The following is a 24,293-nucleotide window of genomic DNA, read 5'->3' as shown; positions in this document are numbered from 1 at the left end:
TCCAACAGCTCCTCGCCACCTGGAACGGCCCATGCCCGACCTGCCACCAACCACCAGCCAGACCCGCACCAGCCCCGACCTAACAAAGCACTACTAGGAGCTGTCCGGCCGATCATGTGACCGTCGCCTGATCTGCTCGTTATTCCGGGCATGGGGCGGGAACGCGGTGATCTGTCGGACGCGGAGTGGGAGCGGCTGCGGCCGTTCCTGCCGGTGAGCAATGGGCGGTGCGGGCGGTGGCGTGATCACCGGCAGGTGATCGACGGGATCCTGCACCGGGTGAGGACCGGCGTGCAGTGGCGTGACTTGCCGGAGCGGTTCGGCCCGTGGAAGACGGTCTACGAGCGCCACCGGCTGTGGTCGGCGGACGGCACCTGGGAACGCCTCCTGCAACAGGCCCAGGCCGCGGCCGACGCGGCGGGCGAGATTGACTGGGACGTCTCGGTGGATTCCACCGCCGTGCGCGCCCACCAGCACGCGGCAGGCGCCCGCACCGCCCCGCCGCCCCGCCGCCCGCGCCAAAGGGGGGAGGTAGCAGAACACCAGGGCGAGACTCCGTGGCAGAGGCCTGGGCCGTTCGCGCGGCGGCTTCACCAGCAAGATTCACCTGAGCGCCGATGGCCGCTGCCGTCCGCTGTCCCTGATCGTCACCGCAGGCGAGCGGGCGGACTGCACCCAGTTTGTGCCGGTACTGGAGAAGATCCGGGTCCCCCGGCTCGGGCTGGGCAGGCCCCGCAAGAAGCCGGACAGCGTCGCGGCGGACAAGGCCTACAGCAACGGCCTCTCTCGTGAGTACCTGCGGCGACGGGGCATCCGGCACACCGTCCCGGAGAAGACCGACAGCCGGGCCGCCCGCCTGCGCAGAGGATCGCGAGGCGGACGGCCACCGGGCTTCGACGAGGAGCGGTACAAGAAGCGCAACACCGTCGAACGGGCCATCAACAAGCTGAAAAACGCCCGATCGGTTGCCACTCGGTATGACAAGCGCGGCTATGTGTTCCTGGGCACCGTCACTGCGGCGGCCCTGGTCATCTGGCTGCGCGCCTGAGGCATTCTCACAACGCGAACGGCCGGTAGGCCAGGGCTTGTTCGACGACCTCGGCCGCCGTCGGCTCGTGCCCCTTGGGCCAGAAGATCAAGTCGCTGACATAGCCACTCGGACAGCCGAAGGCCCTGTCCAGCGCCGCCAGTGCGCGGTCGGCCTCGGCATCATCGGCGTAGGCCGCATCCATGATCTTCTGCACCACCGCAACGGCAGTCTCACGAGTCATCACCGCCACAGCCACCCTCCAGGAGAAGGCGAGCCTAGCGAGTTACATGATCGACCGGACAGCTCCTAGCTGGGCACCTGACGGCCCGTGGGAGCCCAGGCAGATCTAGAAGGCTCCGGCTCAGCGGTGATGATCCGCTGAGCCGGAGCCTTCTCGCGTTCGGTAAACCCAATGACCCGCGGTTACAGCACCTGCAGGTTCTTCCGCAGCTCGAACGGCGTGACCTCGGAGCGGTACTCCTCCCACTCCTGGCGCTTGTTGCGCAGGAAGAAGTCGAAGACGTGCTCGCCCAGCGTCTCGGCGACGAGTTCGCTGCGCTGCATCAGGTCGATGGCCTCGCCAAGGTTCTGCGGCATCGGCTGGATCCCCATCGCCCGACGCTCCGCGTCGGAGAGCGCCCAGACGTCGTCGTCGGCACCCGGCGGCAGCTCGTAGCCCTCCTCGATGCCCTTCAACCCAGCGGCCAGGGTGACGGCGTACGCGAGGTACGGGTTGCAGCCGGTGTCCAGGGAGCGGACCTCGACGCGGGTGGAGCCCTGCTTGCCGGGCTTGTACATCGGGACCCGGATCAGGGCGGAGCGGTTGTTGTGGCCCCAGCAGATGTACGACGGCGCTTCGCCACCCGCACCGGCCGTACGCTGCGAGCCGCCCCAGATCCGCTTGTAGGAGTTGACCCACTGGTTGGTGACGGCGGCGGTCTCGGCGGCGTGCCGCAGCAGGCCGGCGATGAAGGAGCGGCCCACCTTCGAAAGCTGGTACTCGGCACCCGACTCGTGGAACGCGTTCCGGTCACCCTCGAACAGCGAGAGGTGGGTGTGCATGCCCGAGCCCGGGTGGTCGGAGAACGGCTTCGGCATGAAGGTGGCGTGCACGCCCTGCTCCAGCGCGACCTCCTTCATGACCAGACGGAACGTCATGATGTTGTCGGCGGTGGAGAGTGCGTCGGCGTAGCGGAGGTCGATCTCCTGCTGGCCGGGGGCGCCCTCGTGGTGGGAGAACTCCACCGAGATGCCCATCGACTCGAGCATGGTGATGGCCTGGCGCCGGAAGTCGTGGCCGACCCCGCGCGGGGTGTGGTCGAAGTAGCCGGACTGGTCGGCGGGGATCGGCGGGGTGCCGTCACCCGGGAGGTTCTTCAGCAGGAAGAACTCGATCTCCGGGTGGGTGTAGAAGGTGAAACCGAGAGCGGACGCCTTCTCCAGGGTGCGCTTGAGCACGAACCGGGGGTCGGCGTACGAGGGCGAGCCGTCGGGCATCAGGATGTCGCAGAACATCCGGGCGGTGCCGGGGGTCTCCGAACGCCAGGGCAGGATCTGGAAGGTGGTCGGATCCGGCTTCGCGATCATGTCGGACTCGTAGACCCGGGCGAAGCCCTCGATCGCGGAGCCGTCGAAGCCGATCCCCTCCTCGAACGCCTGCTCCAGCTCGGCCGGAGCGACGGCGACCGACTTGAGGAACCCGAGCACGTCGGTGAACCACAGCCGGACGAAACGGATGTCACGCTCCTCGAGCGTACGAAGCACGAACTCCTGCTGCTTGCCCATGGGGACAGTCTCACCTCTGCTCTTTACGTTCGTGTTACGTCCCGAAGCGCGCCCGAGGCGGCCTGACGACAACTGCCCCCATCATGTCGGATCTTCGTCCGGAGTCCACCCCCGGGCGACCCTCAGCCGACCGGGTCGGCCGGTTCGAACGGATTGAGCACCGACACTCCGGTGCGGGCCACGTCCTTCACGTTGCGGGTCACAAAGGTGAGCCCGTGTACCTGCGCGGTGGCTGCGAGCAGCCCGTCGATCACCGGCAGCGGATCGGGAACGGTGAGCCGCCCCCACGTCTCGGCGATCTCGGCGGTGACCGGCAGAATCCGGTCCGCGTAGCTATGCCGCACGGTCGAGAGCCACTCCGCGAGTCGGTCCGCCTGAGCGGCGTCCCTTCGGCGGAGCGACTCGACTCCCTGGCGGATCTCGCCGATCACCAAGGCGCTGGTGAACAGTGGGGCGGCTTTGGCTGCCCAGGACAGCACCGCCGGATCGGGGTTCCGCCTGCGCAGCTCGGACAGCACATTGGTGTCGAGCAGATAGCCCATCAGTCCTCCCAGAGTTCGACCGGGCGGGGCATCCCACGGTTCGTCACGATCGCGTCGATCTCGGCGATGGCCGCGTCGTCGAGGTGGGGCTCGGCCCGGCGCAGCAGGAACTCCTCGAAGGAGAGATCCTCTCCTCGCAGCCGCCGGTACTCCCTTATGGCGATGACCACGGCGACCTCGTCACCGTGCCGGGTCACCACCTGCGGCCCTTCCGCCTCCGCCAACCGGAGCACCTCGCTGAATTTCTGCTTGGCCTCCTGAACCTGCCATCTCATCCCAACCTCCGTCTAGTCTGTCCAGACTGCATTCTCAGGCTACACCCGTGCAGACATAGCGTCAGTTAGACGATTACACTCGGAGCCATGCCCAATCTCCGTCTCGCCCTGAGCCAGACCGACCCCTGGGTCGGTGACATCGCGCGCAACTGCGATGAGGTGGTGCGCTGGACCCGGCAGGCCGCCGAGGCCGGTGCCCAGCTGGTCGCCTTTCCCGAGATGGCCCTGACCGGGTATCCGGTCGAGGACCTCGCGCTGCGGGGTTCGTTCGTGGAGGCGTCCCGGTCGGCGCTGGTGGAGTTGGCGGTGCGACTGGCGGCCGAGGGGCTGGGCGAGCTGCCGGTGCTGGTCGGCTATCTGGGGCGGTCGGAGCAGGCGAAGCCGAACCGGCCGGCCGGTTCGCCGCAGAACTGCGCCGCCGTGCTGCACCGGGGCGAGGTGGTGAACCGGTTCGCCAAGCACTACCTGCCCAACTACGGCGTCTTCGACGAGCACCGCTACTTCGTGCCGGGCGACCAGCTCTCGGTGCTGCGGCTGCACGGCGTGGACGTGGCGCTGGCGATCTGCGAGGACATCTGGCAGGACGGCGGCCGGGTGAGCGCGGCCCGCGAGGCGGGGGCCGGGCTGCTGCTGGTGATCAACGGTTCGCCGTACGAGCGGAACAAGGACGACGCCCGGCTGGAGCTGGTGCAGCGGCGGGCGGCCGAGGCGGGCTGCCCGCTGGCGTACCTCAACATGGTCGGCGGGCAGGACGAGCTGGTCTTCGACGGCGACTCGCTGGTGGTGAGTGCCGAGGGCGAGGTGATCGCGCGGGCGCCGCAGTTCGAGGAGACGCTGCTGCTGGTGGACCTGGAGCTGCCGGCCGCGTCGGCCAACCACACCGACGGGCTGCTGCTGGTGGACGGGCTCCGGCTGGTCCGCACCGAGCTCGACGGCGGGCCTGAAGGCGAGCCCGGAAACGGCAAGCAGTCCGTGTACGAGCCGCAGCCCCGGCTGAGCGACGAGGCGGAGATCTACGGCGCGCTGGTCGAGGGCACCCGGGCGTACGTCCGCAAGAACGGTTTCGGCTCGGTGCTGATCGGCCTGTCCGGCGGCATCGACTCCGCCCTGGTGGCGGCCATCGCGGTGGACGCGATCGGGGCGGCGAACGTGCACTGCGTCTCGATGCCGAGCCGGTACTCCTCCCAGCACTCCCGGGACGACGCGGCCGAGCTGGCCGAGCGGACCGGCCTCAACTTCCGTACGGTGCCGATCGCCCCGATGTTCGACGCGTACATGGAGGCGCTCGGGCTGACCGGGCTGGCGGAGGAGAACCTGCAGTCCCGGCTGCGCGGCACGCTGCTGATGGCGATCTCCAACCAGGAGGGGCACCTGGTGCTCGCGCCGGGCAACAAGAGCGAGCTGGCGGTGGGTTACTCGACCCTGTACGGCGACTCGGTGGGCGCGTACGGGCCGATCAAGGATGTCTACAAGTCGCTGATCTTCCGGCTCTCGAGGTGGCGCAACGAGCTGGCCGAGGAGCGCGGCGAGGTGCCGCCGATCCCGGCGAACACCATCAGCAAGCCGCCGTCGGCCGAGCTGAGGCCGGATCAGGTGGACACCGACTCGCTGCCGGACTACGACCTGCTGGACACCGTGCTCGACCTCTACGTCGAGGGCGACCAGGGCCGGGACGCGATCGTGGCGCAGGGCTTCGACGCGGCCGTGGTGGACCGGATCGTCCGGCTGGTGGACACCGCCGAGTACAAGCGGCGGCAGTACCCGCCGGGCCCGAAGATCTCCCGCAAGGGCTTCGGCCGGGACCGCCGCCTCCCCATCACCAACCGCTGGCGCCAGGGCTGACGGTCACTCAACCGAAGACGTCAGTACCGGAAGTCCGCCGCGACCGCGAGGTGGTCGCTGCCGTCGGCCGGCAGCACCCGGGAGTCGGTGGGCTTCAGACCGCCCTTGCTGAGGATCTGGTCGATCCGGGCCATCGGGAAGTCGGCCGGCCAGCTGAAACCGAAGCCGTCCCCGGCGGCGCCCTGGGCGGAGCGCAGCTGTGAGGTGACCGGCGCCAGCGAGCGGTCGTTCATGGTGCCGTTGAGGTCGCCGAGCAGCAGGACCTTCTTCAGCGGCTCGGCCTCGATCGCGTCGCCGAGCGCCTGCGCGCTGACGTCGCGCTGCTCGGCCGTGAAGCCGCCGTCGAACTTGACCCGGACCGAGGGCAGGTGCGCGACGTAGACCGCGAGCGGGCCCTGACCGGTCGTCACGGTGGCCCGGAACGCCCGGGTCCAGCCGATCCTGATGTCCACCACCCGGGTGTCGGTGATCGGGTACTTGGACCAGAGCCCGACGGTGCCCTCCACCACGTGGTACGGATAGCTGGCCGCCAGGCCGGTGCGGTAGGTGGTGACGGCGTTCGAGGCCAGCTCCTCCAGCGCGACGATCTGCGCGCCCGAGCTGTTCAGCATCCGCACCGTCCCGGCCGGGTCGGGGTTGCCCGCCGCGACGTTGTGGGTGAGCACTGTGAAGTCGCCCTTGCCGGTGCTCTTGTCGGTCAGCAGGCCGCCGAACAGGTTGAACCAGACCGCCGCGGGCAGCAGCACCGCGACCAGCGCGAGAGCCGAGCGGCGCAGCAGCGCGAGCACCAGCAGCACCGGGACGGCCAGGCCGAGCCAGGGCAGGAAGGTCTCCAGCAGGCTGCCGAGGTTGCCGATCGCGTTCGGCACCGAGGAGTGGAAGGCGAGCAGGGCGGCCGTCAGGGCGGCCAGCACGGCGAGGATCCAGCCCCGGCGCCAGGTGCCGGACCGCCAGCCGTCGGTCCGCCAGAACCGACGAGCCGCGGGCTGCCCACCTTCGGCCGGTGCCGCTGCCTCGTCCGTCTGTGCCATGAACCGATCCTCCGTGCTGTTCCGCTTCGTCGGGGCTGCCACCGATTTAGTCGGATTCTCGGCTCAGCCTATGACGGGACAGACGCCACCGGAGCCGCGCCGGGTTGCGGCGCGCCCCCGGTCAGTGAGATTCGCCACCGGACGGCCGCACGCCCGCGCCGGTCAGCACGGCGTCGACCATCTGCTCGGCCAGGCCGTCGTCGTCCAGCGGGCCTTCGCCCCAGAGCACGGCGCGGACCAGGATCGGGCCGATCACCATCTCGGTGAGCAGCTCGATGTCGATGTCGTCCCGGAGCACGCCCTCCGCGACCCCGCGCCGGATGATCTCCCGGGCCAGCTCGCGGCGCGGCTGGATGATCCGCTCCTTGTACAGCTGGCGCAGCTCGGGCCAGCCTTCGAGCTGGCCGAGTGCGGCCTTGAGCGCCCAGCGGGAGCGTTTGGCCAGGCCCCGGCGCCGGATGTCGTCCACCATCGCGATCAGGCTGTCCCGGACGCCGACGCCGTTGAGCACCGGCTCCGGCTGCTCCTCCAGCCGCGCCACCACGTCGACCAGCAGGGCCTCCTTGTTGGGCCAGCGCCGGTAGATGGTGGCCTTGCCGACGCCCGCTGCGGCGGCGATCCGTTCGACGGAGAGCTCGGCCAGCCCGGTGCCCTCCTCCATCAGCCGCTCGACGGCGGCCACAATCGCCTGCTCGGCCGCTTCGCTGCGCGGCCGCCCCCGGCGGGGGGCACAGGGCCCGCCGCCGGAGGTGGACGTGGTGGTCTCGGTCTGCATGGGGCCATTCTGCCCGCCCCGGGCACCACCTTGATCAACCATGACGCCTGCTCAGACCCGCTCGGCCTGTTCGGCGGTCTGTTCGGCCGCCGGTTCGGCCGCCGGTGCCGGGCCTGCGGCCGGGGCCGCGACCTTGCCGGGCAGCAGGAACCAGGCGAGCAGCACGCCGACCGCGGTCACCCCGGCGGAGAGCCCGGCGACCACGTGCATGGCGTGGATGAAGGACTCCGAGGCCTGGCTCACCAGCGCGCTGTCGCCGGTCCGACCGGCGATCGCCAGCGTGGCCTCCAGCGACTCGCCGGCCTTGTCGCGCAGCGCGGGCGACAGGTTGCCGAGCGAGTCGGAGACGCCGTCCCGGTAGACGGTGGAGAGCACGGCGCCGAGCACGGCCACCCCGAGCGAGCCGCCGACCTGGCGGAAGGTGTTGTTGAGAGCAGATCCTGCGCCCGCCTTCTCGCGCGGCAGCGAGCCCATGATGGCCACCGTGACCGGCGGCATCACGTGCGCCATGCCGGCGCCCATCAGGAAGCCGAGCACCACCAGCAGCCAGATCGGCGTGGTCTGACCGAGCAGCAGGTAGCCGAGGAAGGCGACCGCGATCAGGGCCATGCCGGCCGCGCAGGTGGCCCGGACGCCGAAGCGGTCCACCACCAGCCGGGCGCGCGGGGCGAAGAGCAGCTGGGCGACGGCCAGCGGGAGCATCAGCACACCGGCCTGCAGGGCGCTGTAGCCGCGCACGCTCTGGATGTAGAAGACGCCGAAGAACGAGACACCCATCAGCGCGAAGAAGACCAGGCCGATCACCGTGACGGAGGCGCTGAAGACCTTGTTGCGGAACCAGCCCACGTTCATCGCCGGGTGGTCGGTGTGCGTCTCCCACAGGACGAAGCCGGCCAGCACCAGCACACCGCCGAGGGTCGGCACCCAGGCCGCCGGAGCAGTGAAGTCGGCCAGCTCGCCGCCCTTGATGATGCCGTAGATCAGCGCGACCAGGCCGACGATCGAGAGCAGCACGCCGACCGGGTCGAGCCGGCCCGGGTTCGGGTCCTTGGAGTTGGGCACCAGCAGGGCCATCGCGACCAGGGCGATCAGCACGATCGGGACGTTCACCAGGAAGACCGAGCCCCACCAGAAGTGCTCGATCAGCAGGCCGCCGGTGATCGGGCCGATCGCGATGGCCAGGCCGACCGCGCCGGCCCAGATGCCGATCGCCTTGGGCTGCTCGTCCCGCTCGAAGACGTTCATGATGATGGCCAGCGTGGCGGGCATCACGAAGGCGCCGCCCAGGCCCATCACCGCGCGGTAGCCGATGAGTTCACCGGGCGAGCTCGCCATGGCGGAGAGCAGTGACCCGAAACCGAAGACCACCATGCCGCCGAGCAGCGCCCACTTGCGGCCGAGCCGGTCGCCGAGCAGCCCGGCGGTGAACAGCAGCCCGGCGAAGACCAGGGTGTACGAGTTGATGGACCATTCCAGATCGCTCTGGCTGGCCCCGAGCCCGGTGGGCGCGGGCGAGGCAATGGTCTTCATCGCGACGTTGAGGATCGAGTTGTCGAGGACGACGACGAGCAGGGCGAGCACCAGCGTGCCCAGGATCGCCCAGCGGCGGCGGTGTACGGCCTCGGGTATCCGGGACGGTGCGGCGGTGGTCATGAGGTGGGTCTCCCCCGGAGAGCAAGTGATTACGAGTCGGAAGCGTCTCGAATCAGACTAGCGAGCTTTACGATACGAGACGGGTCCGTATCGTAAATTCTCGGCAAAGAACCCGTGGCGCGCCCGCCCTTTGCCAAGCGGGGTCGGCGTGCAAGCATGGGAGCAGATCCGGGGACGCCGTACGGCGCCACGAGACGACAACCTTCAGGAGCCTGTTCCATGAACGCTTCTCCGCTTCAGCCTGCCCAGGGCCAGAGCCAGGGCAAGGCCCAGGGCGAGGGTCACACCCTCTACGGCGGGGTCACCAACCGCCGGGTGACCGTCCGCGACATCGCCGCCGCCAAGCAGCGCGGCGAGCGGTGGGCGATGCTCACCGCCTACGACGCGCTCACCGCCGGGGTCTTCGACGAGGCCGGCATCCCGGTGCTGCTGGTCGGCGACTCGGCCGGCAACTGCCACCTGGGCTACGAGACCACCGTCCCGGTGACGATGGATCAGATGGTGATGCTGTCGGCCGCCGTGGTGCGCGGCACCAAGCGCGCGCTGGTGATCGGCGACATGCCGTTCGGCTCCTACCAGGAGTCGCCCGCGCAGGCCATGCACAACGCGGCCCGCCTGATGAAGGAGGCGGGGGTGGGCGCGGTCAAGCTGGAGGGCGGCGAGCGCAGCGCCCGCTCGATCGAGCTGCTGGTCGAGGCCGGCATCCCGGTGATGGCCCACATCGGGCTGACCCCGCAGTCGGTGCACGCCTTCGGCGGGTACCCGGTGCAGGGGCGCGGCGACGAGGCCGCGCACCAGCTGCTCCGGGACGCCAAGGCGGTCCAGCAGGCGGGCGCCTTCGCCGTCGTACTGGAGGCCGTACCGGCCGAGCTGGCCGCGCAGGTCACCGAGCAGCTGGCGATCCCCACCGTCGGCATCGGCGCCGGCGTGGGCACCGACGCCCAGGTCCTGGTGTGGACCGACATGGCCGGGATGACGGCGGGCCGGGTGCCGAAGTTCGTCAAGCAGTACGCGAACCTGCGGGCCGTACTCGGCGACGCCGCCCGGGAGTTCGCGGCCGAGGTCGGCGCGGGCACCTTCCCGGCTCCGGAGCACACCTTCAAGTAGTCCGCGCAACAAGGAAGGGCGGTGCCGGGGCCCCGGCACCGCCCTTCCGCATCTCACTGACGCGTCATCAGCAGGCGATCGGCAGGTCCAACGTCACCGGGTTCGGGGCCCACGGGTAGGACGCGACCGAGAACGAGGCGTGCACGGTCGAGCCGCACGGCACGGTGCCGCCCACGCCGCGCACCTGGATGGTGGAGGCGGTGAAGGTGCGGTAGCCCTGGACGGTGCCGAGCGAGGCTCCGCCGACGATCTGGCCGGTCAGGCCGACGATGAGCTCCTTCGGCTGGAGCACCGTGCCCGGGCTCGGCGGGCCCGCCAGGCCGACCTGGCCGTACAGCTGCACCTGGTCGCCGGTGACCTCGGCGCAGACCTTGGTCTGCAGGCCGGACTGCAGGCCGGAGTAGCCGCAGGTGACGACGGTCTCGGTGGTGGTGGCCGAAGCCGGGGTGGCGGCGAGCGCCAGACCGGCCGCACCGGCGACGACGAGAAGCTTGCGGAACATGAGAGTTCCCTCCCTCTGAACAGCGTTCTCGGCCCCACGCCAAGAACTGCTGCAATGTGATATTGCACTATACCCATGAATCTGAGGCGTCGTCAGATTGAACAACTGGTTGGCCCTGACAGTGGGCTGTCGGTGGCGACAGCGGGCTGACAGCGCCGTGACAGCGGCCCCGGGCAGGCTGCTGCCATGAACCGAAACGACATCGCCCCGAACGACCGGGGGCTCAGCGGCACGAACGCCGTCGAGGTACGAGGCATCGTCAAGCACTACGGGGAGACCAAGGCGCTGGACGGGGTCGACCTGACCGTCCGTCAGGGCACCGTGCTCGGCGTGCTCGGCCCGAACGGCGCGGGCAAGACCACCCTGGTCCGGATCCTCTCCACCCTGATCAAGCCGGACGCGGGCACCGCCTTCGTCGGCGGCTACGACGTGCTGCGCCAGCCCAAGCAGCTGCGCCGCACCATCGGCCTGACCGGCCAGTACGCCTCGGTCGACGAGCTGCTCTCCGGCTACGAGAACCTCTACCTGATCGGCCGGCTGCTCGACCTGCCCGCCAAGCAGGCCAAGGCCAGGGCCACCGAGCTGCTGGAGCGCTTCTCGCTCACCGACGCCGCCAAGCGCCCGGCCAAGACCTACTCCGGCGGGATGCGGCGGCGGCTCGACCTGGCCGCCTCGATGATCGGCAACCCCAAGGTGCTCTACCTGGACGAGCCCACCACCGGTCTTGACCCGCGCACCCGCAACGAGGTCTGGGACGAGGTGCAGCGGATGGTCTCCGAGGGGGCCACCGTGCTGCTCACCACCCAGTACATGGAGGAGGCGGAGCAGCTCGCCGACGCGCTGACCGTGATCGACAAGGGCAAGGTGATCGCCAGCGGTGGAGTCGCCGAGCTCAAGGCCCAGGTCGGCGGCCGCACCCTGCAGGTCCGCCCGGTGCACCCGGCCGAGCTGCCCGAGATGGCCCGCTGCCTGCACGAGACCGGCCTGACCGGCGCCACCTTCTCCGCCGACACCGGCCTGCTCTCGGTCCAGCTGACCGACGACGAGCAGCTCACCGCCGTGATCGGCGTGCTCGGCTCACGCGGCTTCGGCATCGCCGGGATAGACACCAAGCTGCCCAGCCTGGACGAGGTCTTCCTGACCATCACCGGCAAGTCCGGCCCCACCGACGCCGTCCCGACCCTGGAGAAGGAGGCCGTCGCATGAGCGCCGCCACCCTCAGCCCCGCCACCGTGAAGCCCGCGCCCCTGAACGCCGACGACGTCCGGATCGGCCCCCGGGCCACCCTGCGGCACATCGGCGCACTGACCCGCCGCAACCTGATGCGGATCAAGGCCGACCCGGAGTCGATGCTCGACGCCGTGCTGGTGCCGATCATCTTCACCGTGCTGTTCATCTACGTCTTCGGTGGCGCGATGTTCCCCACCCGGGCGCAGTACATCCAGTACATGGTTCCCGGGCTGCTCGGCACCACGGGACTGAATCTGGCGATGGCCGTCGGCACCGGGCTGAACAGCGACTTCCAGACCGGCGTGATGGACCGCTTCCGCACCCTGCCGATCGGCCGGTCCGCGGTGCTGCTCTCCAAGATGGCCGCCGAGATGCTGCGCGCGCTGGTGTCCTTCACCATCCTGATCACCTTCGCGATGATCATCGGTCTGGAGATCAAGACCGACGTCCTGCACCTGCTCGCCGCCGTCGGCCTGTCGCTGATGTTCGGCATGTCGATCGTCTGGATCTCGATGCTGCTGGGCATGTCGCTGAGCAGTCCGCAGGCCGTCCAGGGCGTCTCGATGCTGGTCATCATGCCGCTCCAGTTCGGCAGCTCGATCTTCGCCCCGACCGGCACCATGCCGGGCTGGCTGCAGACCTTCACCGAGTACAACCCACTCTCCGCACTGGCCGACGCCTGCCGCGGCCTGATCAACGGCGAAGCGTTCAGCCACTCGGTGCTGATCGTGGTGATCTGGTCGGTGGCCATCACCGCCGTCACCGCCCCGCTGGCGGTGGCCCGGTTCCGCAAGCGGACCTGACGCCTCCTCAGAGGGCGCCCACCACGTCCAGCAGGGCGGCGGTCTCGGCCAGGCCGAGTTCGCCGCCCTCGGCGTGTGCGGCCAGGTACCCGGCCTCGCCGAGCAGCTCCCGGGCGGTCTGCTCGGCCTCCACCCGTTCCTGCCGCTCGATGAACGTGCCCCGGGGGCCGTGCAGTTGGTCGTGCGCGCCGAGCAACACCGCGGCGTACCGGACGATCCGCAGGTCGCCGCGGAGCACCCCGACGGCCAGCAGGGTGCCGGTGAACGCCGGCAGCAGCAGCACCGTCATGTGCTGGGCGAAGACCCCGGCCGCGCCGTCGACCGCCCGCATCTTCCGCCGGCCCTCCCGGAGCAGCGTCATCGCCTGCTCCGGATCGCCCGCCCTGGCCACCACCCAGCTGCGGATGCAGAGCAGCAGACCGGAGAACACCTCGGGCACCAGGGGGCCGAGCATCTGCCGGTTCCCCGTCAGGTAGTCCAGCCTGGCCAGCGCCTCGGTGTACTCGCCCCGGCGGGCCAGCACCGAGCAGAGCACCAGGTTGCCGAACAGCTGGGCCCCGTCCGCCGACTGACTGCCCGGCACCACGCTGTCCAGCGCGGCCCGCACCAGCGCCTCGCCGCCCTCCGGATCGCTCTGCAGCACCGCCTCACCCAGCCGGACCTTCAGCATCGGCACCTCGTGGTGCGCCCCCAGCTCCTCGGCCAGCCGGATCGACTGCCGGTACGTCTCGGCCGCGCCCTCGGAGTCACCGTTGTTGCCCAGCGCCTCCGCCTGCGCGGCCAGCGCCTCCGAGCGGCCCCAGGTGTCGCCGATCCGGGTGAAGATCTCCAGCGCCTCCGCGCTGTCCAGGGTGGCCTGCGGCAGACCGCCGACCCAGTCGTTCAGCATCCGGGCCCGGATCCCCAGCACGAACGCCAGGTCGCCAGGCCGGCCGTGCTGCCTGGCCCCCGCCACCGCGCCGTCCAGCAGTTCCTTGAGGCTGTCCATCTGCCCGGCCACGAAGGAGGCGAACACCCGCATCAGCGCCGGGAAGCGGAACGCCTGCGGGAGATCCGGGGTGTAGACGTCCAGCACCCGCTGGGCGAGCCTGACCGCGCCGGTCTCGACGAGCTGCTCCATGTCGCCGGAGAAGATGGTCACCAGCTTGAACAGCTGGAGCTGTCGCCGGGCCTCGTCCACCATGTCCCCGGACATCGGCAGCGGCGCGTCCAGCGGTCCCTCGGTGAGCGGGACGGCCGGCCGGGCGTCCTCGGCGAAGACGTCGGGGCCGAGCGCGGTGATCTCCTCGTACCAGGCCTGGGCCTCGCTCCGGTAGTCCCGCAGCTGCCAGAACCAGCTCATCCCGAGCGCCAGGACCAGCGCCTCCTGCTCCTCGCCCAGGTCGACCGCCCGGCGCAGCGCGGCCCGGATGTTGTCCTGCTCGCGCTCCAGCACGTCCAGCCAGTGCAGCTGCTCGGGACCGTGCACCCGGAGATCGGCCTCGCGCACCAGCTCGCGGTAGTGCCGGACGTGACGCATGGCCACCTCCGGCTCGCCGGCCTCGGCCAGCCGCTCCCCCGCGTACTCCAGGATGGTCTCCAGCATCCGGTAGCGGGGGTGCTCGCCGAGACCGGCCACCAGCAGCGACTTGTCCACCAGCGAGAGCAGCAGGTCGGCGACCTCCTCCCGGGGCACCTCGGCCTCGTCGGCGCAGACCTGCTCGGCGTCCTCCAGGGTGCAGCCGCCCGCGAAGACCGCGAGCCGGCGCAGCACCGCGCGCTCGCGCTTGCCCAGCAGGTCCCAGCTCCAGTCCACCACCGCGCGCAGGGTCTGCTGCCGGGGCAGCAGGGTGCGCGAGCCGGCCGTCAGCAGGGCGAACCTGCTGTCCAGCCGGTCGGCGAGCTGACGCGGGGTCAGGCCGCGCAGCCGGGCGGCGGCCAGTTCGATGGCCAGCGGCAGGCCGTCCAGGCGGCGGCAGATCTCGGCGCAGGCGGCCGGGTCCTCGGCCGGGTCGAAGCCGGGCCTGGCGGCGGCGCCGCGCTCGGCCAGCAGCCGCAGCGCGACCTCGCCCGGCAGCGGCTCGACCGGTAGCAGCACCTCGCCGGGGACGCCGAGCGGCTCCCGGCTGGTGGCCAGCACGGTCAGCCCGGGGCACTCGGCGAGCAGCTGGTCGGCCAGCTCGGCGGCGGCCTGGATCAGGTGCTCGCAGTTGTCCAGCACCAGCAGCATCCGGCGCTGGGCGCAGTGTTCGACCAGCCGGCGGACCGGGTCGTGCACCCGGGCGACCTCGCCGACCGTGCCGCCGTTGTGCAGCACGGTCTCCCGCAGGCCGAGGGCGGAGAGCACCGCGCCGGGGGTGGCGGCCGGGTCGTCGAGCGAGGCCAGCTCGACCTGCCAGACGCCGTCCGGCCAGCTGCCGGCCGCCTGCGCGGCCTGTTCGGCCAGCGCGGCCTCGACCGACAGTCTTGTCTTGCCGGAGCCGCCGGGGCCGGTCAGCGTGGTCAGCCGGCCGCCGGCCAGCGCGGCCCGGACGGCCGCCAGGTCCTCGTCCCGGCCGACGAAACTGGTCAGCCTAGGGCGCAGGTTGCCGGTCGTCCGGGTCCGCTGGGGGGCCGCCGGGGCGGGCTCGGCGCCGTTCAGCAGGTCCCGGTGCAGAGCGCGAAGTGGCTCGCCCGGGTCGGTGCCGAGCTGGTCGGCCAGCGCGCGCCGGGTGTGCTCGTACTGCTGGAGGGCCTCGGCGGTGCGGCCGCCGTCGCGCAGTGCCCGGATCAGCAGGGCGGCGAGCGGCTCGTCCAGCGGGCGGTTCTCGCAGAGTTCGGCGAGTTCGGCGGTCACCTCGGCGGCCCGGCCGAGCGCGAGCTCGGCGGTGATCCGGTGCCGGCGGGTCTCGTCCCGTTCGGCCTCCAGCCGGGTGGCGGAGCCGCCCCGGTCCGGCAGGTCGGCCAGCGCCGGGCCGCGCCAGAGCGCCAGCGCGGCGGTCAGCCGTTCGGCGGCCAGCGCGTGGTCGCCCTGCTCGGCGGCCCGGCGACCCTCGGCGGCGAGGCCCTGAAAGTCAGTCAGATCGCTGGCCCCCGCGGCCAGCCAGTACCCGGCGGGCCCGGAGCCGACCTGCTCGCGGCCCACGGTGCGGCGCAGCCGGCCGACCAGGGTCTGCAGCGCGGCGGCCGAGTCCTGCGGCGGGTCGGCGCCCCAGACCTCGTCCACCAGCAGGTCGGCCGGGACGGGCCGGCCCTGGCGCAGCACCAGCGCGGTGAGCAGCGCGCGCAGCCGGGCGCCGCCGAGCGGTACGGGGGTGCCGTCGTCGTGGTGGGCCGTGGTGGTTCCGAGGATGCCGTAGTGCACCCGGCCATTCTGGGTGATGCCGAGCCCTTGGTACGCCCGGAACTGCTGCCTCGTCCGGTCCGTTCATCCGGCACGCCTTGTCCGGGCCCGGCCGGACCCGGCATGATCGACCGTCGGCCCTTCCCCACGTATCGGAGCCATCGCGCCATGACCTTCGCCGAAACCCAGCGCTCGCGCAGCGAGGACCGCCGGATCAGTCCGGTGTTCTGGGTACTGCTCGCGACCCTCGGCACGGCGGGCTGGGCGGTGGCCACCGGCTACGGCAGCGCGCGGTTCGGGATCTTCCTGTTCGTGGTGTCCGGCTGGGTGGTCTCGCTCTGCCTGCACGAGTACGGGCACGCCCGCACCGCGCTGCACGGCGGGGACATCTCGGTCGGCGCCAAGGGCTATCTGACCCTCAATCCGTTCAAGTACACCCACGCCCTGCTGAGCTTCGTACTCCCGGTGATCTTCGTGATCCTGGGCGGCATCGGCCTGCCCGGCGGCGCGGTCTACATCGAGCGGCACCGCATCCAGGGCCGGCTGAAACACAGCCTGGTCTCGGCGGCGGGCCCGCTGGTGAACGTCCTCTGCGCGGCCGTCCTGCTGATCCCGATCGGGGCCGGCTGGCTGGACAACCCGTCGGTCTTCGTCGAGCTCGACGGCCGGCAGCTCTCGGTCTCACCGCTGGCCGCCGCGTTCGGCTTCCTCGGCATGCTGCAGATCAGCGCCGCCCTGCTCAACCTGCTGCCGGTCCCCGGCCTGGACGGCTACGGCATCGTCGAGCCGTGGCTCTCCCTCAAGACCCGCCGGGCGGTCGAGCCGTTCGCCCCGTACGGGCTGCTCGCGGTCTTCATCCTGCTCTGGCAGTCCGAGGTGAACCGCTGGTTCTTCGACCTGGTCTACTCGGTGATGGACCTGTTCGGCGCCAACCCGGCGCTCAGCCAGCTCGGCAGCTACCTGTTCCGGTTCTGGCAGAACTGACCGGTCAGCCCTGCTGCACCGAGGCCTTGGCCTGCCGGGCCCGGCGCAGGTGGTACCAGGCGATGTTGCTGAAGACCCCGGCCATCAGCACCCAGATCAGGCCCAGCCAGCGGCCCTGGATCAGCGAGACCACGGCGGCGGTCAGCGCGAGCACACAGATGATCAGCGAGAAGAGGGCGTTGCGGGGCATGGCGCGGGACTCCTAGGGCCGGGAACGGTCGGCCCCATTCTCGCCGACCGTTCCGACTGCTCCCGACGGGGTCAGACGTCGGTGATCCGGATGCCCGCGTGGGCCTTGTAGCGGCGGTTCACCGAGATCAGGTTGGCGACCAGGGACTCGACCTGGTGGGCGTTGCGCAGCCGGCCCGCGAAGATGCCGCGCATGCCGGGGATCCGGCCGGCCAGGGCCTGGACCAGTTCGGTGGCCTCCCGGTCCTCACCGAGCACCAGCACGTCGGTGTCGATCTGCTCGATCGACTCGTCCTGCAGCAGCACCGCCGAGAGGTGGTGGAAGGCGGCGGTCACCCGGGAGTCCGGCAGCAGGGCGGCGGCCTGCTGGGCGGCGCTGCCCTCCTCCGGCTTGAGCGCGTAGGCGCCCTGCTTGTCGAAGCCGAGCGGGTTGACGCAGTCCACCACGATCTTCCCGGCCAGCTCCTCGCGCAGCGCCGAGAGGGTGGCGGCGTGGCCGTCCCAGGGCACCGCGACGATCACGATGTCGCTCTCCCGGGCGCAGCCCGCGTTGTCCGCGCCCCGGACCCCGAGGCCGATCTCGGCGGCCGCCGCCTCCGCGCGCTCGGCCGTCCGGGAGCCGATCACCACCTGCTGGCCGGCCTTGGCCAGCCGGAAGGCCAGCCCACGGCCCTGGTCGCCGGTGCCGCCCAGGACGCCGACCACCAGACCGGAGACGTCGGGGAGCGCGGGCGTGGTCACTGAATCGTGGGTAGTCATGCCGAAGATCCTGCCAAAGCCCCCCGGCCTGCTCCATCCTCTTTGTCCATGGACCCGGTGAGAGTTTCAGCACTACGCGAGCGGCTGGCCGGCACCGGCTGGCCCGAGTCCGCGTTGGTATTCGCCGGGGCGCTGCGCCGTTCGGTGGGCCGCCGCACCGCCCGGGGCCTGCTGCTGGTCGGCACCGAGGCGTACGAACCCTGGCACCTGGCCGCGCACTTGGACGAGGAGGCCACTCGCTCGGGGGTCCCCCGGCTGGCCCCCACCCTGCTGCGCCACCGGGTCGAGCCCGGTGACCCCGCTCATCTCTCGTACGGGCTGCGCGGTCTGACGGAGGCACGGCGGGGCGCGACCGTGCTGCTGGTGGCACCCGCCTCGGCGGAGGCCGGCCTGCTGGAGCGGGTGCAGGACGCCCGGCGCGGCGGGGCCACCGTGCTCGCGCTGGACACCGGCGACCCGGAGCTGGCCGAGCTGGCGCACGAACGGCTGACCGTGCCGGCCGCCGAGCCCGAACCGTTCGACCTGGTCCAACACCTCGTCAGTTCGGCCGCCGGGGCCCCCTCCTCCCGGCTGGCCAGGCTGGCCGAGCGCCTCATGGGTTCGCCCGTCGCGCACTGGTAGTCGCACCGGTAATTCGGTTGCAGCCGTTCGGCCGAAAACCGCACCATGCCCCGTGACCACGCAACCCTCCCGCTGGCAGCGGCTCCGCCCCGACCTCTCCCCGTGGCGGTCCTCCCGGGACTTCCGGCTGCTCTGGAGCTCGGGCTGCGTCTCGGCCTTCGGCAGCTTCCTCACCTATGTCGCGGTGCCGCTGCAGATCAAGGACCTCACCGACTCCTCGTTCGCGGTCGGCCTGGTCGGCGCGGTCGAGCTCGTCCCGCTGATCGTCTTCGGCCTCTGGGGCGGCGCGCTCGCCGACGCGCTGGATCGGCGCAAGCTGGTGCTGTGGTCGGAGGCCGGGCTACTGCTGCTCTCCGGCCTGCTGCTGCTGAACGCGCTGCTGCCGACCCCGGTGCTCTGGCCGGTCTACCTGGTGGCCGGACTGGTCGCCGCGCTGGACGGCCTGCAGCGCCCGGCACTGGACTCGCTCACCCCGCGGATCGTCCCGCACGACCAGCTGACCGCCGCCTTCGCGCTCACCTCGCTCTACCGCAACGCCGCCTCGGTGGCGGGACCGGCACTGGCCGGCGTGATCGTCGCGGTGGCGGGGGTACAGACCGCGTACGCGCTGGACGTGCTCACCTTCGGCGTCTCACTGCTGCTGCTCGCCCGGATGCGGGCCGTCCCGCCGTCGACCGGCGCCGAGAAGCCCTCGCTGAGCGCGATCGTCACCGGCATCAAGTACGCCTGGGGCCGCCGCGACCTGCTGAACACGTACGTCATCGACACCGTCGCGATGCTGTTCGCCTACCCGGTGGCGATCTACGCCTTCTGGGCCTCGGACCTGCGCGCCGACTGGGCGCTCGGCCTGATGTACGGCGCGACCGCGGCCGGTGCGCTGGTGGTCTCGGCGACCAGCGGGTGGACCTCGGGGATCCACCGGCACGGCCGGATGCTGGTGCTGGCCGCGCTCGGCTGGGGCATCTCGATCGCGCTGGCCGGACTGGTCGGCAACATCTGGCTGGTGCTGTTCTGCCTGGCCGTCGCCGGTGGCGCCGACCAGATCAGCGGGGTGGCCAGGACAACCATCTGGAACCAGTCGATCCCGGACCACCTGCGCGGCCGGCTCGCCGGGGTGGAGCTGCTCAGCTACTCGGTCGGCCCGCAGCTCGGCCAGGTCAGGGCGGGCGGCATGGCCGGTCTGGTCGGCGTCCGCGGCTCGGTCTGGATGGGCGGTCTGGCCTGCGTGGTGGGCGTGCTCGGGCTGGCCGCCGCGGTGCCCCGGCTGCTGCGCTACGACGACCGGACGGACGAGAACGTCGCCCTGGTCCGGGCCCAGCACGAGGCCGAGGCGGCCACCCGCGAGGCCGCGGTGGCCGCCTGACGGGCGGTCAGCTCTGCTCCTCCGCGGGGCCGTCGCCGTTGTTCCACCGGGGATCGTTGCGCCACTCGCGGTTGCGCTCGGCGGCGGTCTCCAGCGCGTGGGCGGCCTCCTCCCGGCTGGCGTACGGGCCGAGCCGGTCCTTGGCGGGGCACTCCGGGCCCTCCTCGACCTTGGCGTGCTTGATGCAGTAGAACCACTCACCGGGCTTGCCGGTCGGCTTGCTCCTGCCGAACACCATCGACTGCTCCCTCCGTCGTCCTGTGCCGATCATGCCCCACGACCCGGCCGATAGACTCGCGGTCATGGCTCTCGTACCCGGCATCCAGTCCCCCATCCGCAAGGTCCCCGCGCACATCCCGCGCCCGGAGTACGTCGGCAAGCCCAAGCCGACCCCGTACACCGGGCCCGAGGTGCAGACCGCGGAGACCATCGAGAAGATGCGGATCGCCGGGCGGATCGCGGCGCAGGCGATGGCGGAGGCCGCCAAGCTGATCGCCCCCGGCGTGACCACCGACGAACTCGACGCGGTCGCCCACGAGTACATGTGCGACCACGACGCCTACCCGTCGGACCTCGGCTACCGGGGTTTCCCCAAGTCGGTCTGCACCTCGATCAACGAGGTGATCTGCCACGGCATCCCGGACTCGACGGTGCTCCAGGACGGCGACATCGTCAACATCGACGCCACCGCCTTCATCCACGGCGTGCACGGCGACCTGAACGCGACCTACCTCTGCGGCGACGTGGACGAGGAGTCCCGGCTGCTGGTCGAGCGCACCCGGGAGTCCCTGGACCGGGCGATCAAGGCCGTCAAGCCGGGTCGTCAGATCAACGTGATCGGCCGGGTGATCGAGTCCTACGCCAAGCGGTTCGACTACGGCGTGGTCCGTGACTTCACCGGCCACGGGATCAACACCTCGTTCCACTCCGGCCTGATCGTCCCGCACTACGACAGCGAGCGGGCCACCGAGGTGATCAAGACCGGGATGACCTTCACCATCGAGCCGATGCTCACCCTGGGCACGTACGACTACGACATCTGGGCCGACGGCTGGACCGTGGTCACCAAGGACCGCAAGCGCACCGCGCAGTTCGAGCACACGCTGCTGGTCACCGCCGACGGCGCCGAGATCCTGACGCTGCCTTAGCCCCTCGCTGGGACGCGGTCAGCCGATCAGCCACTGCTCCTCGGCGACCGCGCCCACCTCGGTGCAGGCGTCGGTCAGCACGTCGAGCACCCGGAGCGCGTCCGGCAGGGCGTACTCGGGGCCGCGCAGCCAGCGCACCTCGGAGCCGTCCGGCAGCGAGGCCGGCGGCAGCAGGGTGTACGAGCCGCGGCAGTGCCAGCGCAGACCGGGGTGCTCGGACATGGTGTCGGGCGTGCTGTCCAGCACGCTCGGCCACCACTCGTCCTCGTCCACCGGGGTGCCCCGGGTCGCGGTGAAGAAGAGGTAGCGGTCCTCGCCGACGGCGGCCACCGGGCCGTGCACGCCGAGCGCGTCGAGGCGCTCCAACGCCAGCCGCCCGGCCTCGGCCGGGACGTCCAGCACGTCGTGGGCGCGGCCGGTGGCGGTGATGAAGTTGGCCTGCGGATCGCGGGACAGCCAGCGCGCCAGCTGCTCCGGATCGACGGTGGCCTGGGACTGCCAGGCGAACGAGACGGGGTGCTGGGCCGGCGCCGGACAGCCGACCCGGTCACACGAACAACGGTGCCCCGCCGGGTGCGCGGCCGGCGCCAGCGGGAAGCCCGCGCGCACCGCACCGAGCAGCAGATCCAGTCGACCTGCCGCGTCCACCCCGGTCGCGACGGTGGCACGCTCGCGCTCTCGCCGCTGCCACCAACTGGTCCACCTGCTGCTGCTGGCTTCCATCGGGCCCCTTCCGCACCTGCTGTAGCTGCCGTGCCTGGTGTGACACAGCGACCGACGCAACATCCGACGCAACGCCGGAGCCCACCCCGTTACTTCCCGGGGACGCGGGTTGATCCGGCAGCATTGCCGAAGGCCGGAGCCGGAGTTGCCGGACGGCCGAACGCCCGGGGGCACGGTACGGACACGAGAGTTGAGGCTCGGCGGGCAGACGCGCCGTGCACACCCCACCCGGCCCGTACGAGGGCCCGCCGACCCGGGAAACCCCGGGGGCGTACAGAGCAGGATAAGGGTGCCGGGGGGGCCGTTCCGACCGGGGGCGGTGCTGCGCTGGTCACACCGGCTCCCGATCTTCTTCACGCCCCGGGCCCACCATGTCCACCTCGGCTGCCCCGTAGGGTGGAGCCGTGAGAAGCACGGACACCGAATTCCACGGCGGACCGCTGGACGGGCGGGTGCTGCCCATCGCGCTGACCCCGTTCAACAACGTCCCCAAGACCTACCGGGTCCCGGTCCCGGCCCACGGTGAGAACCCCGCCACCACGCTGGTCTACCACCGGGCCAAGGAGTACGATCCCAAGGGACGCTGGCGCTGGCGCTACGAGTACGCCCCCGAGGCCTGACGCCCCCTCAGCCCGACCCCCTTGAGCCCACCGTTCGTGCGGCGCTCCGTGCGCAGCCGATCCGACCTTCGAGCTGCCCGGGTCAGTCGCTCTCGGCGAGGATCAGATACAGCTTCTTCCGGGCGTCGTTGAGCACCGCGAGGCCCTTGGCCCGCTGCTCCTCGGTGCCCGTGGTCATCACCTGACGGATCGCCTGGTCGACCGCGCCGAGAGCCTGGCCGACCTCCTGGATCGACTCCCAGCCGGGGCCCCCGCGCCCCGCCGTCTCCTCCCAGGGCGATGCCGAACCACCCGCCGCCTCGGCCCGACCGGCCTCGGTCAGCTCGAACAGCCGCTTACCGGAGGCCTCCTGACCCTTGATCAGGCCTTCCTCCTCGAGCAACTGCAGCGTCGGGTACACCGACCCCGGGCTCGGCCGCCAGGCCCCGCCCGTCCGCTCGCCCAGCTCGGTGATCATCTCGTAGCCGTGCATCGGCCGCTCCGTCAGCAGCGCCAGCAGCGAGGCCCGGACATCACCCCGCCGCGCCCTGCCCCCACGCCGACCGTGCCCGGGAAAGCCCCGCCCGCCATGGCCGAACGGCGGCCCGCCGAACCCACCGAACGCCTCGCGCTCCTCGCGCCACTCCCGCCTGCGCACCTCACTCACCACTCTCTCGGTCGTATTATCCCGATACTTCGACGATATATCGCTGACTATCGCTCGTCAACGGATCGGCGATCGCGGACTGTGGGCTAATTTGGGGCACCCCAAAGCAGAGGAGAGCCCCATGGGCAAGGTGGTCATGTACGGCTCGGTTTCGGTGGACGGCTTCGTCGCGGACGAGAATGACCAGCCCGGACCGCTGTTCGACTGGTTGTCCAGCGGTGACGTCCCGTTGGACGAGAGCGGCGAGCTGAAGGTGTCACAGACGTCCTACGACTACACCCGGCCGTACTGGGACCGGATCGGAGTCACGATCGTCGGCCGCCACGTCTTCGACCTGACGGACGGCTGGGGCGGGAAGCCGCCGGGCGGGATCGACCACGTGGTTGTCGTGACGCACCGGCCGGAACCCGAGGGCTGGGACCCCGAGGCGCCGTTTCACTTCGTCGACGGCGTCGAGGCAGCCATGACCAAGGCGCAGGAGCTTGCGGGTGACCGAATGGTCGAGGTCGCCGCCGGCGACGTCGGTGGCCAGGTGCTTGCCGCTGGCCTGATCGACGAGGTGCGCATGGACGTCGTACCCGTCGTGTTCGGGTCCGGCAAGCGCTACTTCGGGTCGGTCCACGCGCAGCACCTGTTGGAGGATCCTGACGTGGCGATCCAGGGCAACCGGGTGCTTCACCTGCGCTATCGGGTGCGCCGTTGACCGATCTGAGCGGGTACGCGAAGAAGTCCACTGCGAACGGTGACACAAGATCGGGCCTCCGACTGCAACCGGCGCCGGACCCCGTACGGGACCGTCACGCGTCCGCCCGCCACACGTGGCGTGTGGCGGGCGGCATTCGGGACCGGGTCGGCGGGCGTTCGGCCTACCGGCGACGGAAGTCGGTGTGCAGGTAGAAGTCCATGAAGTCCTTCTCCTCCCCGTCCCCGGTGTACGACTGGATGTAGATCCGGAAGTCCCCCTTCGGGATCTCCCGGGGGAGCATGAAGGTCCAGGTCTGCTTCCACTCCCCGGCGGGCGCCTGCGTGTGGCCCTCCAGTTCCGCTCCCATCATCTTCAGCAGCTCCGGCAGCGTGGTCGTCCTCCGCAGCAGCGTCACGAGCCCCAGCTTCACCTGGACCTGACACTGCACCTGGGTCAGATCGACCTGCTCCTGGAGCCGGCCCGTCATCTCCCAATCAGATCGGTAGCCATGCACCAAGAGCACCGGGGCGACTACTCTCCGCACGGAAGCCCGTCCATGAACGGCCGCCGGTCTGGCCGGAAGCGGACTGTTCCGACCTGTTGTCCGCATCTCGGGGCCGCTCCTATCGTGGACGGAGAGCCGGGCAGCTGACGGCTCCTCACCACCGCGCGGGTCGCC

Annotated in this window: 26 protein-coding genes; 11 read left to right on the top strand and 15 right to left on the bottom strand. The window is 71.1% G+C overall.

All coding sequences use genetic code 11. The features are described 5' to 3' along the window. Window positions 1–150 precede the first annotated feature (150 nt). A protein-coding gene (locus tag ASC99_RS38090; protein ID WP_369824369.1) for an IS5 family transposase occupies window positions 151–1,048 on the top strand; the annotation gives its coding sequence in 2 pieces (ribosomal slippage) (window positions 151–557 and window positions 556–1,048; 900 coding nt in all). A 7-nt stretch (window positions 1,049–1,055) separates the two neighbouring features. On the opposite strand, the gene ASC99_RS33405 is transcribed toward ASC99_RS38090, so the two are convergent. From ASC99_RS33405 to ASC99_RS33390, 4 genes are all read right to left on the bottom strand, one after another. Beyond that, entirely contained in the window at window positions 1,056–1,271 is a 216-nt protein-coding gene (locus ASC99_RS33405) for a bacteriocin immunity protein (protein ID WP_057239234.1), read from the bottom strand. A 182-nt stretch (window positions 1,272–1,453) separates the two neighbouring features. Further along, window positions 1,454–2,815, bottom strand: a complete 1,362-nt coding sequence (gene glnA / locus ASC99_RS33400; protein ID WP_057239125.1) for a type I glutamate--ammonia ligase — start codon at window positions 2,813–2,815, stop codon at window positions 1,454–1,456. Between the two features lie 122 nt (window positions 2,816–2,937). Continuing rightward, on the bottom strand, window positions 2,938–3,357 hold the full coding sequence (locus ASC99_RS33395; RefSeq protein WP_057239123.1) for a type II toxin-antitoxin system VapC family toxin: 420 nt from the start codon (window positions 3,355–3,357) through the stop codon (window positions 2,938–2,940). Then, window positions 3,357–3,632, bottom strand: a complete 276-nt coding sequence (locus ASC99_RS33390; protein WP_057239121.1) for a type II toxin-antitoxin system Phd/YefM family antitoxin — start codon at window positions 3,630–3,632, stop codon at window positions 3,357–3,359. Before ASC99_RS33390 ends, ASC99_RS33395 begins: the two co-directional genes overlap by 1 nt. A gap of 87 nt (window positions 3,633–3,719) precedes the next feature. Between ASC99_RS33390 and ASC99_RS33385 the strand changes: the two genes are divergently transcribed. Further along, the gene (locus tag ASC99_RS33385) at window positions 3,720–5,474 is read left to right on the top strand and encodes an NAD+ synthase (RefSeq protein WP_057239119.1); all 1,755 of its coding nucleotides are present in this window, start codon (window positions 3,720–3,722) and stop codon (window positions 5,472–5,474) included. Between the two features lie 20 nt (window positions 5,475–5,494). On the opposite strand, the gene ASC99_RS33380 is transcribed toward ASC99_RS33385, so the two are convergent. From ASC99_RS33380 to ASC99_RS33370, 3 genes are all read right to left on the bottom strand, one after another. Further along, the gene (locus ASC99_RS33380; protein ID WP_057239118.1) at window positions 5,495–6,505 is read right to left on the bottom strand and encodes an endonuclease/exonuclease/phosphatase family protein; all 1,011 of its coding nucleotides are present in this window, start codon (window positions 6,503–6,505) and stop codon (window positions 5,495–5,497) included. Window positions 6,506–6,626: 121 nt separating this feature from the next. Next, window positions 6,627–7,280, bottom strand: coding sequence for a TetR/AcrR family transcriptional regulator (locus tag ASC99_RS33375; protein ID WP_057239116.1), 654 nt, complete (start codon window positions 7,278–7,280; stop codon window positions 6,627–6,629). A 51-nt stretch (window positions 7,281–7,331) separates the two neighbouring features. Then, a complete protein-coding gene (locus tag ASC99_RS33370; protein WP_057239114.1) occupies window positions 7,332–8,933 on the bottom strand; it encodes an MFS transporter in 1,602 nt (533 codons plus the stop codon). Between the two features lie 219 nt (window positions 8,934–9,152). Here ASC99_RS33370 and panB point away from each other — a divergent pair, with 219 nt between their 5' ends. Further along, the gene (gene panB, locus ASC99_RS33365) at window positions 9,153–10,040 is read left to right on the top strand and encodes a 3-methyl-2-oxobutanoate hydroxymethyltransferase (RefSeq protein WP_057239112.1); all 888 of its coding nucleotides are present in this window, start codon (window positions 9,153–9,155) and stop codon (window positions 10,038–10,040) included. 67 nt (window positions 10,041–10,107) lie between these two features. Here the strand turns inward: panB and ASC99_RS33360 are convergent, their stop codons facing one another. Next, the gene (locus tag ASC99_RS33360) at window positions 10,108–10,542 is read right to left on the bottom strand and encodes a hypothetical protein (protein ID WP_057239110.1); all 435 of its coding nucleotides are present in this window, start codon (window positions 10,540–10,542) and stop codon (window positions 10,108–10,110) included. A 186-nt stretch (window positions 10,543–10,728) separates the two neighbouring features. On the opposite strand from ASC99_RS33360, the gene ASC99_RS33355 reads away from it, so the two are divergent. Together ASC99_RS33355 and ASC99_RS33350 are read left to right on the top strand one after the other, a co-directional pair. Then, entirely contained in the window at window positions 10,729–11,748 is a 1,020-nt protein-coding gene (locus ASC99_RS33355; protein ID WP_057239107.1) for an ATP-binding cassette domain-containing protein, read from the top strand. Continuing rightward, window positions 11,745–12,575, top strand: coding sequence for an ABC transporter permease (locus tag ASC99_RS33350; RefSeq protein ID WP_057239105.1), 831 nt, complete (start codon window positions 11,745–11,747; stop codon window positions 12,573–12,575). Before ASC99_RS33355 ends, ASC99_RS33350 begins: the two co-directional genes overlap by 4 nt. A 7-nt stretch (window positions 12,576–12,582) precedes the next feature. Here ASC99_RS33350 and ASC99_RS33345 read toward each other — a convergent pair whose 3' ends face one another. Continuing rightward, window positions 12,583–15,897, bottom strand: coding sequence for a BTAD domain-containing putative transcriptional regulator (locus tag ASC99_RS33345; protein WP_057239103.1), 3,315 nt, complete (start codon window positions 15,895–15,897; stop codon window positions 12,583–12,585). A gap of 147 nt (window positions 15,898–16,044) precedes the next feature. On the opposite strand from ASC99_RS33345, the gene ASC99_RS33340 reads away from it, so the two are divergent. Next, a complete protein-coding gene (locus tag ASC99_RS33340) occupies window positions 16,045–16,860 on the top strand; it encodes a site-2 protease family protein (RefSeq protein ID WP_057239101.1) in 816 nt (271 codons plus the stop codon). Window positions 16,861–16,864: 4 nt separating this feature from the next. Here ASC99_RS33340 and ASC99_RS33335 read toward each other — a convergent pair whose 3' ends face one another. Beyond that, window positions 16,865–17,050: a hypothetical protein gene (locus ASC99_RS33335; protein ID WP_057239100.1), complete on the bottom strand. Its 186-nt coding sequence runs from the start codon at window positions 17,048–17,050 to the stop codon at window positions 16,865–16,867. 71 nt (window positions 17,051–17,121) lie between these two features. After that, window positions 17,122–17,808 carry an NADPH-dependent F420 reductase gene (gene npdG, locus ASC99_RS33330; RefSeq protein WP_057239097.1) on the bottom strand — a complete coding sequence of 229 codons (687 nt, stop codon included), beginning with the start codon at window positions 17,806–17,808 and terminating at the stop codon, window positions 17,122–17,124. A gap of 48 nt (window positions 17,809–17,856) precedes the next feature. Here npdG and ASC99_RS33325 point away from each other — a divergent pair, with 48 nt between their 5' ends. Further along, window positions 17,857–18,429, top strand: coding sequence for a hypothetical protein (locus ASC99_RS33325; protein WP_057239231.1), 573 nt, complete (start codon window positions 17,857–17,859; stop codon window positions 18,427–18,429). A 52-nt stretch (window positions 18,430–18,481) separates the two neighbouring features. Next, on the top strand, window positions 18,482–19,792 hold the full coding sequence (locus ASC99_RS33320; RefSeq protein WP_057239096.1) for an MFS transporter: 1,311 nt from the start codon (window positions 18,482–18,484) through the stop codon (window positions 19,790–19,792). A 7-nt stretch (window positions 19,793–19,799) separates the two neighbouring features. Here ASC99_RS33320 and ASC99_RS33315 read toward each other — a convergent pair whose 3' ends face one another. Further along, window positions 19,800–20,030 (bottom strand): hypothetical protein, encoded by a 231-nt coding sequence (locus ASC99_RS33315; protein ID WP_057239094.1) that lies wholly within the window; start codon window positions 20,028–20,030, stop codon window positions 19,800–19,802. A 64-nt stretch (window positions 20,031–20,094) separates the two neighbouring features. Here ASC99_RS33315 and map point away from each other — a divergent pair, with 64 nt between their 5' ends. Next, entirely contained in the window at window positions 20,095–20,940 is an 846-nt protein-coding gene (gene map / locus ASC99_RS33310) for a type I methionyl aminopeptidase (protein ID WP_057239092.1), read from the top strand. Window positions 20,941–20,958: 18 nt separating this feature from the next. Here the strand turns inward: map and ASC99_RS33305 are convergent, their stop codons facing one another. Beyond that, window positions 20,959–21,663, bottom strand: coding sequence for a bifunctional DNA primase/polymerase (locus ASC99_RS33305; protein WP_057239090.1), 705 nt, complete (start codon window positions 21,661–21,663; stop codon window positions 20,959–20,961). 404 nt (window positions 21,664–22,067) lie between these two features. On the opposite strand from ASC99_RS33305, the gene ASC99_RS33300 reads away from it, so the two are divergent. Continuing rightward, window positions 22,068–22,283, top strand: coding sequence for a hypothetical protein (locus tag ASC99_RS33300; protein WP_063857257.1), 216 nt, complete (start codon window positions 22,068–22,070; stop codon window positions 22,281–22,283). Window positions 22,284–22,365: 82 nt separating this feature from the next. Here ASC99_RS33300 and ASC99_RS38085 read toward each other — a convergent pair whose 3' ends face one another. Next, window positions 22,366–22,920 carry a PadR family transcriptional regulator gene (locus tag ASC99_RS38085; protein WP_235583189.1) on the bottom strand — a complete coding sequence of 185 codons (555 nt, stop codon included), beginning with the start codon at window positions 22,918–22,920 and terminating at the stop codon, window positions 22,366–22,368. A gap of 130 nt (window positions 22,921–23,050) precedes the next feature. Here ASC99_RS38085 and ASC99_RS33290 point away from each other — a divergent pair, with 130 nt between their 5' ends. After that, the gene (locus ASC99_RS33290) at window positions 23,051–23,632 is read left to right on the top strand and encodes a dihydrofolate reductase family protein (RefSeq protein WP_057239087.1); all 582 of its coding nucleotides are present in this window, start codon (window positions 23,051–23,053) and stop codon (window positions 23,630–23,632) included. Window positions 23,633–23,795: 163 nt separating this feature from the next. Here the strand turns inward: ASC99_RS33290 and ASC99_RS33285 are convergent, their stop codons facing one another. Further along, entirely contained in the window at window positions 23,796–24,101 is a 306-nt protein-coding gene (locus ASC99_RS33285; protein ID WP_157531908.1) for a hypothetical protein, read from the bottom strand. Between the last annotated feature and the right edge of the window lie 192 nt (window positions 24,102–24,293).

This window comes from Kitasatospora sp. Root107 (genome assembly GCF_001424875.1).
GTDB lineage: Bacteria > Actinomycetota > Actinomycetes > Streptomycetales > Streptomycetaceae > Kitasatospora.
The sequence above is the reverse complement of the archived record's forward strand: the minus strand, read 5'-3'. Positions and strand labels throughout refer to the sequence as shown.